This window comes from Polyangium mundeleinium (assembly GCF_028369105.1).
GTDB lineage: Bacteria > Myxococcota_A > Polyangia > Polyangiales > Polyangiaceae > Polyangium > Polyangium mundeleinium.
This window is the reverse complement of the sequence record NZ_JAQNDO010000001.1, coordinates 3,069,657-3,081,382: the sequence shown is the minus strand read 5'-3', so window position 1 is coordinate 3,081,382 and position 11,726 is coordinate 3,069,657. Positions and strand designations below refer to the sequence as shown.

At 67.9% G+C, this 11,726-nt stretch carries 6 protein-coding genes; 4 read left to right on the top strand and 2 right to left on the bottom strand.

The features are described 5' to 3' along the window. Positions 1-64: 64 nt before the first annotated feature. Complete coding sequence (locus POL67_RS12485) at positions 65-2,050, bottom strand: OmpA family protein (RefSeq protein ID WP_271917507.1); 1,986 nt, start codon at positions 2,048-2,050, stop codon at positions 65-67. A 516-nt stretch (positions 2,051-2,566) separates the two neighbouring features. Here POL67_RS12485 and POL67_RS12480 point away from each other — a divergent pair. The 3 genes from POL67_RS12480 (at position 2,567) to POL67_RS12470 (ending at position 8,421) form a co-directional block, all read left to right on the top strand. Beyond that, complete coding sequence (locus POL67_RS12480) at positions 2,567-4,621, top strand: TIGR04551 family protein (RefSeq protein ID WP_271917506.1); 2,055 nt, start codon at positions 2,567-2,569, stop codon at positions 4,619-4,621. A 30-nt stretch (positions 4,622-4,651) separates the two neighbouring features. Continuing rightward, positions 4,652-7,384 (top strand): alanine--tRNA ligase, encoded by a 2,733-nt coding sequence (gene alaS, locus POL67_RS12475; protein ID WP_271917505.1) that lies wholly within the window; start codon positions 4,652-4,654, stop codon positions 7,382-7,384. Between the two features lie 125 nt (positions 7,385-7,509). Then, positions 7,510-8,421 carry a PAS domain S-box protein gene (locus POL67_RS12470; protein ID WP_271917504.1) on the top strand — a complete coding sequence of 304 codons (912 nt, stop codon included), beginning with the start codon at positions 7,510-7,512 and terminating at the stop codon, positions 8,419-8,421. 40 nt (positions 8,422-8,461) lie between these two features. On the opposite strand, the gene POL67_RS12465 is transcribed toward POL67_RS12470, so the two are convergent. Continuing rightward, positions 8,462-10,699, bottom strand: a complete 2,238-nt coding sequence (locus POL67_RS12465; RefSeq protein ID WP_271917503.1) for a S9 family peptidase — start codon at positions 10,697-10,699, stop codon at positions 8,462-8,464. Between the two features lie 105 nt (positions 10,700-10,804). Between POL67_RS12465 and POL67_RS12460 the strand changes: the two genes are divergently transcribed. Then, positions 10,805-11,698, top strand: coding sequence for a serine/threonine-protein kinase (locus POL67_RS12460; protein WP_271917502.1), 894 nt, complete (start codon positions 10,805-10,807; stop codon positions 11,696-11,698). Positions 11,699-11,726: the final 28 nt, after the last annotated feature.

Here is an 11,726-nt window from a genome sequence, read left to right as displayed (position 1 = left end):
GATCGCGAGGGAGGGGCGAGGAGCGAGGTGAAGACGTCGTCACCCCGCTCCTCCTCGAACCTGCTCAGGGCGGGGGGGCCGCCTGGCTCTTCTTCGCCGACTTCAGGATGTTGAACTCGACGCGGCGGTTCTTCTGGCGGCCAGCGGACTGCTTGTTGTCAGCGATCGGCTTGTCGGGCCCGTAGCCCTTCGCCTGGATCCGCGTCTTGTCGACGCCCTTGTCGATCAGGTACTTGACCACGGCATCCGCGCGCTTCTGCGACAGCGCCCGGTTCTCCTCCGTCTTGCCCACGTTGTCCGTGTGGCCCGCGACCTCCACGAGGAAGATCTCCTTGTGGATCTCGAGCACGCTCGCGACCGCGTTGAGCACGGCGAAGCTCGTCGCGCCCTGGATCTTGTCGCTGTTCGTGCCGAACTCGACGCGCTGGAGGATCTTGATGTCGTCCTCCGTGATCGTGACGAGCGACGGGCCCTTGTCCGGGCAACCGTCCGTGTCCTCGAAGCCGTTCAGGTTCTCCGGCTGCTTCGGGCACTTGTCCTTGTCGTCCGGGATGCCGTCCTTGTCCGAGTCCGGCGACTCGTCCGGGCAGCCGTCCTCGTCCTTGAAGCCGTTGTAGACCTCCGGCTGATCGATGCACTCGTCGAGATCGTCGTTGATCTTGTCACCGTCGTTGTCCGGATCCGGGCAGCCGTCGGTGTCGGCGAAGCCGTCGGTGTCTTCCGGCTGATCCGGGCAGCCGTCGGCCTTGTCGGCGACGCCGTCCTGATCCTTGTCCGGGCAGCCGTAGAACTCCTTCACGCGCATCTTGCCGAAGTCGTCGGGGCACTTGTCGTCCGCGTCCCCGATGCCGTCCTTGTCGCGATCCGGCAGCTCGTCGGGACAGCCGTCGTCGTCATTCAGGCCGTTGATCGTCTCCGGCTTGAGCGGGCACTTGTCCTTGACGTCGGGGACCTTGTCCTGGTCGTTGTCGTCTTCGAGGCAGCCGTCGTCGTCCTCGAAGCCGTCGATGTCCTCGGCGATCGACGGGCACTTGTCGTCCTTGTCGTTGATGCCGTCCCCGTCCTCGTCGCCGACCTCCGCGACGAACGCGATGCCGCCGAGCGCGCGGAAGAGCGGCACGCCCACGCCTTGCAGGACGCCGCCGCCGCCGCCGACCGTGAAGGCGAGCGGCAGGCTGAGCGGCGTGATCTGGAGGGCGCCGTCGACCTCGAGCGAGTTCGTCCCGTTCTGCGAGCTGAACTTCGTGCCGCCGAAGCCCTCGGCGATCACGCGGACCGTCGGGCTCACCCGGTAGCCGAGCGCGGCGCCGTAGCGGAACTCGAAGGGACCGACCGTCGTCGTGCCGAGCCGCGCCTCGGGGCGGTAGACGCCGCGCAGGTTCAGGCCGAACGACAGCGCGCCGAACGATCCGTCGAAGATCAGCCGGCCGCCCGCCGTGATCGGCGTGCTGTTCCCGATGTACTTGTCCTGCGCCGTGATCGTCCCGAGCGGCGCCGACACGTCCACGGCGCCGCCGAGCACCACGGCGCTGTTCTTCGGGTCGCCGTAGAAGCGGAACTTGCCTTCGAGCGTCGCGTCGCCGATGCCGAACGCCTTGAGGCCGTTCGGATCGGGCCCGCCCGTGTCGAGGTTGATGCCCGAGCCGCTCACGTACATCACGGGCAGGCGCAGGCCGATCTGCACGGCCGGCACCGGCGTCAGCGACGCGAGCACGTCGGCCGTGAACATGTCGCTGATGACCGCGACGTCCTGGATCTGCGCGTTCGGGGAGCTGCAGTCCGCCTGCGCCCTACAGCTCTTCACGACGAACGGTTTGTTCGCGTAGTTCACCATCAGGCCCGCGGTGAAGCCCATCGCGGCGTCCATGCGCGCGCCCGCGACCGTGAGGTAGTTCTTCGAGCCCGGCACGGGTTCGAACCGCTGGACGGAGAACTCTCCCTCCTTGGCGCCCCCCGCGGCGCTCTCCTGGGCCAGCGCGGCAGTCGGAACGAGCGAGACGGAGAGAAGTCCCAGAAGAGTCAGCAGCCTTGGCGATAGTCGCGTTCTCATCAACCCTCTTGGCGCGGACGGCAAACCGGCACGTTGGGAACGGCGGTACACGAGAATTGCAGGAATAGAAGACCGTCCAGAGCGCCGCAACGGGGATCCTGGATTCGGTTGAAATTTCGGGCCGTTCTGGCCGTACTGGACGCGCTTGGCGGCGGGTCTGCGCCGGCGCGGCGGTCTCGGCGGCCCGAAAAGCCCGGCGCGGAGGGGGCCGTCCACGACGCGGACGGCCCGGAGGCCAGGTTTTCCCCGAGGGACCTCGGAACCTGTCCCTTGGCCAGGCGGCCAACATCGATCCACGTTGACCACACCCGCTCGGCGTGAGACATCGCCCCTGCCCGAGCGCCCGGACGATCCGTGCGCGGGCACGGCGAGACGAACCTCGTTACGACACCCAAAGCGCGCGGCACGCGGATTCCAAGGCGGGGCCCCGTCCGGCGCGACACACGCAGCAAACGCGCCATGCGAATTTCGTCGCGGTACCTAGGCTCCTCGTACGGATCGGGAACGAGAACGGCAGTGTCGCTCGCGGCGCTCGCCTTCAGCCTCTCTGCGGCAGGGTCCGCCCTCGCCCAGCCCGCGGCGCCGCCTCCGCCCAAGCCCGCGGAGACCACGACGACGGCGCCCGCGGACGAGCCGCTCGTGCCGCCGAACGGCACGACGCCGCCGCCTGCGACGCAGCCTGCGACGCCGCCCGCGACCGCGCCCGCGCAGAAGCCCGCCGCCCCCGTCGCTGCCACGCCGGATCCGGATCGCGACGCGCGCGCGCTCACGCGCCAGGGCGCCGATCGTCCTCCGCCCACGGGCGACGTGGGCGTGCGGCCGAGCGACGTCTTCGCGGAGGACTGGTGGTCACAGGCGCGACCAAGCCTGGAGATCCACGGCCTCTTCCGCGTGCGCGCCGAGCTCTTCCATCACTTCGATCTCGGCCGTCGAGAGCTGCCCGATCGCGCGCTCTGGCCGCAGCCGCCCGACAACGCCTACTACCCCATGTCGGGCGAGGTGCAGACCGTCACCCTTTGCGGCGACGATCCCACGGGGACCACGCCTTGCGAGAACCACACGCAGGCCGGCGCGAACATGCGCTTCCGCCTCACGCCGGAGCTGCACATCAGCGACAACCTCCGGATCCTCTCGCAGATCGACATCCTCGATAACTTCGTCCTCGGCTCGACGCCTGAGGGGTACTGGAACGCGCCCTCGGCAGCCGGCGGCTACTCCGTCGGCCAGCGCGGTGGCTACGCGCCGATCGGCGCGCTCGCGACCACCTCGTGGGCGCCCGTTGCAGGACAAACGAGCACCGTCGACAGCATCATCGTCAAGCGCGCCTGGGGCGAGTACGTCACGCCCGTCGGCCTCCTCCGCTTCGGCCGCATGCCGAACCAGTGGGGCCTCGGCATCCTCAACAACGAGGGCAACGGCTACGACTCCGACTACCAGAGCACGGTCGATCGGATCATGTTCGTGACCGGCATCAAGAAGTACGACCTCTACTTCGCCGGCGCGTGGGACTTCATCAGCGAGGGGGCGACGAGCGCCGCGCTCCGCGAGCAACAGGGCCAGCCCTACGATCTCGGCCAGCTCGACGACGTGAGCCAGTACGTGTTCATGGCCGCGCGCAGGCGGGATCCCGAGCTCGCCCGGCTCGATCTCGCCAAGGGGCTGCCGGTCATCAACGGCGGCCTCTACTTCGCCTACCGCAACCAGGTCCTCGCGAACGACACCACGGATCCCGCGACGAGCGCCACGTTCGGCCAGGCCTCGAACAACGTCCGCACCGGCTACGCCCGCCGCGGCGCGCAGTTCTTCACGCCCGACCTCTGGTTCCAGTTCCTCTACAAGAAGTTCCGCTTCGAGGCCGAGGCGTCGATGACCTACGGCACCATCGACAACCTCCAGACCGCGGGCGGCACCACCGTCGAGACCAACCCGCTCGACGCCGAGGACACCGGCTGGACCGTGCGGAGCTTCATCGTCGCGGCGCAGTCCGAGTTCCGCGCCCTCGACGACAAACTCCGCCTCGACCTCGGCTTCGGCTGGGCCTCGGGTGATCCCGACGTCGAGGGCCTCGCGCCGCCGCGCGGCGGCCTCGAGCGGCAGCTCACGGCCGATCGGACGTTCTCGACGGGCCGGTTCCACCAGGACTACCGCGTCGACCTCATCCTCTGGCGCAACATCATGAGCCGCGTGCAGGGCGCGTATTACTTCCGTCCCTCCGTGCAGTACGACTTCGCGCGCGACCCGAACGGACAGCGCCTCGGCGGCAGCGCGGCGCTCATCTGGAGCCGCGCGAGCGAGTTCATTCAGACGCCCGGCAACAAGCGTGATCTCGGCGTCGAGCTCGACTTCTCGCTCTATTTCCAGGCGAAGGACGGCACGCTGAACGACCGTCCCGATCAGATGGGCGGCTTCTACACGATGCTCCAGTACGGCGTGCTCTTCCCCCTCGGCGGCTTCAACTACTTGCCCGGCGAGGCCAGCCGCTACGAGAGCGCTCCGGAGAACCGCAGCGCGCCGGCGCTCGACACCGAGACGGCGCAGACGCTCCGCTGGTACCTCGGGATCATGTTCTGAGGCGCGAAACATGGTAGATGGGCGGGCGCCATGTCCGCCTCGAGCCATCAGATCCGCCGCACCTTCCTCGATTTCTTCGCCTCTCGCGGCCACGAGGTCGTCCCGAGCGCGCCGATCGTCCCGCAGAACGACCCCACGTTGATGTTCGTCAACGCCGGGATGGTGCCGTTCAAGGACGTCTTCACGGGCAAGGACCGCCGCTCGTACACGCGCGCCGCCAGCAGCCAGAAGTGCATCCGCATCAGCGGCAAGCACAACGACCTCGAGAACGTCGGCGTCACCGCGCGCCACCACACGTTCTTCGAGATGCTCGGCAACTTCAGCTTCGGCGACTACTTCAAGGAAGAGGCCATCACGAGCGCGTGGGAGCTGCTCACGAAGGTCTACGGCGTCCCGAAGGAGCGGCTCGTCGTCACCGTGTTCAAGGGCGAGAACAACTTCCCCGCGGACGAGGAGGCGGCCGCGATCTGGCGCAAGGTCACGGGCTTCGGCGACGATCGCATCCTCCGGCTCGGCATGGCGGACAACTTCTGGAGCATGGGCGACACCGGCCCGTGTGGCCCCTGCTCGGAGATCCACTTCTTCACTGGCGACGAGGTCGACCTTTCGCGGTTCGGCGAGGAGCCCCGGCTCGACGGCTCCGGCTGGACCGAGATCTGGAACCTCGTCTTCATGCAGTACGACCGCGCGGAGAAGGACGCGCCCGTCACGCCGCTCCCGGCGCCGAGCATCGACACGGGCATGGGCCTCGAGCGCATCTCGTTCGTGCTCCAAGGGGTCACGTCGAACTACGACACCGACCTCCTGCGCCCGCTCGTCGAGCGCGCGGCCGAGATCGCCGGCAAGAAGTACGGTGCGAGCCTCGCGCCCGACGACGTCTCGATGCGCGTCATCGCCGACCACGCCCGCACCACGGCCTTCCTCGTGGCCGAGGGCGTGATGCCCGAGAAGCAGCGGCGCGAGTACGTGCTCCGCCGCGTCATGCGCCGCGCGATCCGGCACGGTTACCGGCTCGGCATCGAAAAGCCCTTCCTCCATGAGGTCGCGCTGCTCGTCGTGGATCGCATGGGTGACGTCTACCCCGAGCTTCGCGATCGGCGCGAGCTCATCGCCCGCGTCACCGAGGACGAGGAGGTACGCTTCCGCGCCACATTGAAGCGCGGCATGAAGATCCTCGACGAGCGCTTCGAGGAGATGCGCGGGAAGGGCGACAAGACCCTCGTGGCGCCCGCGGCCGCGGATCTTTTCACCACGTACGGCTTCCCCCTGGATCTCACGCAGGTCATCTGCGGCGAGCAGGGCTATGACGTGGATATCGAGGGCGCCAACAAGATCATCAAGGGCGCGGACGAAGCCGACGGGCCGATCGATCCGACCGCCGCCCTCGACCCTGCGTACCGGCAGGCGCGGGAAAAACTTGGCTCGCCCGTGACCTTCACCGGCTACGAGCGCGAAGCGGGCGAGAGCGAGGTCGTCGCGATCCTCGCGGTCGAAACGAAAGACGGCGAAGGCAAACCCACCCGCTCGCTCGTGGACCGAGTCAGCGCGGGCGCGCACGTCGAGGTCGTCGTGAAGGAGACGCCCTTCTACGCGGAGAGCGGCGGCCAGGTCGGCGACATCGGCGAGATCACGGCCGGCGACCTGCGCATCCGCGTCACGGACACGCAGCGCCCGCTCACCGGGCTCGTCGTGCACGAGGGCGTGGTCGAGGCGGGCGAGGTCAGCGTGGGCCAGAAGGTCACGCTCACCGTCGATCACGCCGCGCGCTCGGCCACGCGGCGCAACCACTCCGCGACGCACCTGCTCCACTGGGCCCTGCGCACGGTGCTCGGCGAGCACGCGCAGCAGAAGGGCTCACGCGTCGGCCCGGACATGCTCCGCTTCGACTTCGCGCACAACAAACCCCTCACGCGCGACGAGATCGAGCGCATCGAGGACCTCGTGAACGGCAAGGTCCTGGAGAACGCGCCGGTGCTCACGGAGGTCCTGCCCGTCGACGAGGCCCGCAAGCGCGGCGCCGTCGCGATCTTCGAGGAGAAGTACGGCGACGTCGTCCGCATGCTGACGATGACCCAGGACTCGATCGAGCTCTGCGGCGGCACGCACGCGCGCGCGCTCGGCGACATCGGCCTGTTCAAGATCACGGGCGAGGGCGGCGTCGCGGCGGGCGTGCGGCGCGTCTTCGCGGCGACGGGCAAGAACGCGCTCGGCTACGTGCGGGGCCTCGAAGACGACATCCAGAAGGCCCGCCAGGTCGCGAAGGCGCAGGGCGGCGACCTCGCGGACAAGATCGGCAAGATCGTCGCGCACGAGCGGGAGCTCGAGAAGAAGGTCGCCGAGCTCGAGCGCCGGCTCATCGAGGGCGGCGGTCCCGGCGGCGGCGGCGGCGGCGGGATCGACGCGATGCTCGCGGAGGCCCGCGAGATCTCGGGCATCAAGGTCCTCGCCCGGCGCATGCCCGACGGCACGCAGGCGGCGGCGCTGCGCGAGATCGCGGAAAAACTCCGGGACAAACTCGGCGAGTCGAGCCTTGTGCTCGTCGGCGCGGTGGACGCGGGCAAGGCGCAGCTCGCGGTCATGGTCTCGAAGGCCGCGACGAGCCGGGTGAAGGCCGGCGACGTCATCAAAAACGTGGCCGCCCTCGTGGGCGGGCGCGGCGGTGGCCGGCCCGACATGGCGCAGGCCGGCGGCCCTGAGGCCGGAAAGCTCGACGAGGCCATCGCGGCCACCTATGGCGAGGTCGAGCGTCTCGTGACGGCGTAACTTCCGCGCCTCCCTAGATCCCTACATCCTTTCCCCTCCCTGCCTGTCAGGAATTTCCCCCACACTGGGCTTGCCTCGACCGGGCAGGGTGCCTTAGCGTCGACCGGTTTCAACGGGTCGAGGGGATGAACCAGGACACGGATTCGCTCGCTGCACAGGTCGCGGAACTCCAGCGTCGCAACGCGGAGCTCCAGCGAGAGCTGCGCCTGAAGACGCAGATGTACGCCACGCTCGTGGAGGACCAGCGCGAGCTCATCTGCAGGTTCAACCTGGACAGCACGCTCTCCTTCGTCAACGACGCGTATTGCCGCTTCTTCGGCAAGACACGCGAGGAGCTCGTCGGTCACCATTTCACACCCCTCATCCCGGAGGAGGATCGGGTCCTCATCGCCGACGTGCTCGCCCGGCTCGGGCCGAAGGAGCCGGTCATCGAGCTCGAGCACCGCGTGCTGACGCCCGGGGGCGAGGTGCGCTGGCTCAACTGGATCGATCGCGCCATCCTCGACGAAGCGGGCAACATTGCGGCGCTTCAGGCTGTCGGGATTGACGTCACCGATCGGCGGCGCGCCGAAGAGCACGCGGAGAGGAACGAGGTGCTGCGCGCGGAGCTCATTCACGCGCAGGAGCAGGCGCTCCGGGAGCTCTCGGCGCCGCTCATCCCCATCGCCGACGACGTGCTCGCCATGCCGCTCGTTGGGCGTATCGACGAGAAACGCGCGCAGCTCGTGCTGGAGACGTTGCTCGAAGGGGTCGTGCGAATGGCCGCCGAGACGGTCCTGCTCGACGTGACAGGCATCACGACGGTCGACACCCAGGTCGCCGAGGCGCTCGTGCGCACGGCGCATGCGGTCAAGCTCCTCGGCGCCAAGGCCGTATTGACCGGCATTCAGCCCCACGTCGCGCAGACGCTGATCACAATGGGTATCGAGGTGCACGGCGTGATCTCGGTGCGCAGCCTGAAGGACGGAATCGCGTGGGCGATGCAGGAGCGCGGCAAGAATCGGAAGCCCGCGCGGTCCCAGCCCCGCCGCGGCTGAGGCTCCCGCCGGGACGGGCCCATCCACGATTTCGGATCCCTTACTTCCCGTCCATCACGCCGAGCCTGTCGAGGATCCACGCGTACTTGAACGCCATCTCCTGCATCCGCTCGTAACGCCCGGATTGGCCCCTGTGGCCGGCCGGCTCGAGGTGAATGCGCAGGAGGAGCGGGTTCTGGTCCGTCTTCATCGCGCGGAGCTTGGCCACCCATTTCGCGGGCTCCCAGTACATCACCTGGCTGTCGTTGTACGACGTGTTCACGAGGATCGACGGGTACGCCTTCTTCGCGACGTTCTCATAGGGGCTGTAGCGGAGGATGTACTCGAATTCGTCCTTCTTCTTCGGATTGCCCCACTCCTCGAATTCCTCCACGGTGAGCGGGAGGGATTCGTCGAGCATCGTGTTGATCACGTCGACGAACGGCACGTCGGCGATCACCGCGCGATAAAGGTCCGGGCGCATGTTCAGGACCGCGCCCATGAGCAGCCCGCCCGCGCTCCCGCCCTGGATCGCGATGCGATCCTTCGCGGCCCAGCCCATTTGCACGAGCCCCTCGGTCACGTCCACGAAATCGGTGAACGTGTTCATCTTGGTCTTCATCCGCCCGGCCTCGTGCCAGGTCTCGCCGAGCTCGCCGCCGCCGCGGATATGCGCGATCGCGCAGACCACACCGCGATCCACGAGCGAGAACGTCGGGGCCGAGAACGTCGGGAAAAGGGGAAATCCGTACGAGCCGTACCCATACAGGAACAGCGGGTTCTTCCCGTCCGGGTTCGTCCCCTTCTTGTAGAGCAGCGAGACCGGGATCTTCGTGCCGTCCTTGGCCGTCGCGTGCACCCGCTTCGATTCGTACCGGCTGGGGTCGTAATTCGGGACCTCCGTGCGCTTCTTCAGCACGAGCGCGCGTTTCTTCGGCTCGTAGTCGTACACCGTGGAGGGCGTCGTCGGTGATTCGAAGCGGAACCTATAAAAAGACGCGTCGAATTCACGGTTCTCCCCTGACCGCAGCGTGAAGATCGGCTCGGGCAGCGTGATTCGGTGGGATCCGTCGAGCGCGAGTTTCTTCGGGTCGAGCACCCGGATCTGGCGCAGGCCGTCTTCCCGCTCGAAGGCGACGGCGAACGTCGAGAAGAGCTGGATCGACTCGATCATCACGTCCTTGCGGTGTGGGATCGTCTCCTTCCACGAGGCGCGCCCCGGGGACGCGACCTTCGCCACCACGAGCCGAAAATTCGTCGATTTCGCTTCGCCCGGCTTCGCGGGGCTGTTCGTGCGGATCACGAGCTCGTCGCCGTGATGATCCACCTCGTATTCGTGGTCCTGCTCCCGCGGCTCCACGAGCGTGAGCGGCGCCTGGGGTTTGTCCGCAGGCAGGAAACGAACCTCGCTCGTCGTCATGCTGTTCGACTGGACGAAGATGAGCTTCTTGCTGCTGGAGCGTTCCGAAAACAGGCGGAACCGCTCGTCCTTCTCCTCGTAGAGCAGCACGTCCTTGGCCGCCTCGTCGCCGAGGTTGTGCCGAAAAAACTTGTGCGAGCGCTTCGTGACCGGATCCTCGACCGTATACAAGAGCGTCTTGCCATCCTTGGCGAACACGACCGACGTGACACGCTCGACCTTATCCGCGAGATCCTTGCCCGTCCGGAGGTCCCGCACGTGCAGCACGAATTGCTGGAAGCCGGTGGTATCGAGGCCGTACGCGAGAAGATGGCCGTCCTCGGAGACAGCCAGCGGGCCGAGGCCCACGAATTTCTCGGTCTTCGCGATCTCGTTCAGATCGATGAGGATCTCCTCGGGCGCCTTGTCCCCGCCCTTCACGGCCTTGCGGCAGTAAAAGGGGTATTGTTTCCCTTTTTCGGTGCGCGTGTAATAAAGATACGCGCCCTCCCGGAAAGGGACCTCCTCGTCGGACTCCTTCAGCCGGCCCAGCATCTCGCCGTAGATGCGCTCCTTCGTCGGCGTAAGCGCGGCCGTCATGGCCTCGGTGTACGCGTTCTCCGCGCGCAGGTACGCGAGCACCTCGGGCGTGTCCTTCTTGCGCAGCCACGCATAGTCGTCGACGAGCTGGACGCCGTGGATCTCGGTGACGCGCGGCTCCTTCTTCGCGATCGGCGCGACGGGGCCCTTCGGCGCCGGCGTCTCCGCGGCGGCGCTCGTCGCGGCCGGGGGCGAAGCGGGCGGTAGGCTCGTGGTCGGCGCTGGCGCCGGAGGCAGGCCCTCACCCGAGCAGCCGAGGACGACGAGGAGCACGGAAATGAACGGCGTTCGGCGGAGCATCGCGGTAACCATAGCCCAGGTTCGCCTGCCCGTTGCGGCCCTCGGGGCCCCTTCGGTATCGTACGGGCCAGCCGCGACGGAAGACGCGGCCAGACGAGGAGCGCCATGTCGTATCGAGCGGGTGATGTCATCGACGGTCGGTACAAGCTCCTCGACCTCATCGGCAGCGGCGGCCACGGCTACGTGTTCCGCGCGGAGGACATGGATCTCAGCGCGCCCGTCGCCGTGAAGTGCCTCTTGCCGAACATCACGAGCGAGCCGATCTTCACGACGCGCATCGCCCGCGAGGCCCGCGCCATGGGCCTGCTCAGCGGCACGGCCGCGACGCAGATCCTCGCCTTCAACCGCTCGGACAACGGCACGCTCTACATCGTGATGGAGCTGCTCGAAGGCAAGGATCTCGAAGCCTACGTGCGCGGCGTCGAGGCGAAAGGCGGGCCCATGCCGATCGACAGCGCGCTCGAGATCATGCGGCCCGTCGCCGAGACGCTCTCCGCTGCGCACGCGCGCGGCATCGTGCACCGCGACGTCAAACCCGCGAACATCTTCGTCCTGCGCACGCGGGCGCGGGGCCGCGTGCGGCTGCTCGATTTCGGCCTCGCCAAGGAGGTCGGAGGCTTCACGGTCACGCGCGATGGCACCATCGCCGGTTCCCCGACGTACATGGCGCCCGAGATCTGGGCCGGCAAACCCAAGGACCTCGATCATCGCGCCGACGTCTACTCGTTCGGCGCCGTCGTCTTCCGCATGATCGGCGGCAGGCTCCCGTTCCCAGCGCGAAAGATGGTCGAGCTGCTCCGCGCGGTCTCGACCGACCCGCGCCCGAGCCTGCGCGCGCTCCGCCCCGATCTGCCGGAGGCCGTGGATCCGTGGGTCGCGCGGGTGCTCGCGAGCCAGCCTGCGCACCGCTACCCGTCGATGCAGGAGGCGTGGATCGAGCTCTGCAAGGCGCTCGGGCGCCCCGCGGAGATGGAAGACGACGACCTCGGCGCGCCTTGAATCGTCGTTTGTCTGCCTTTACGCTCCC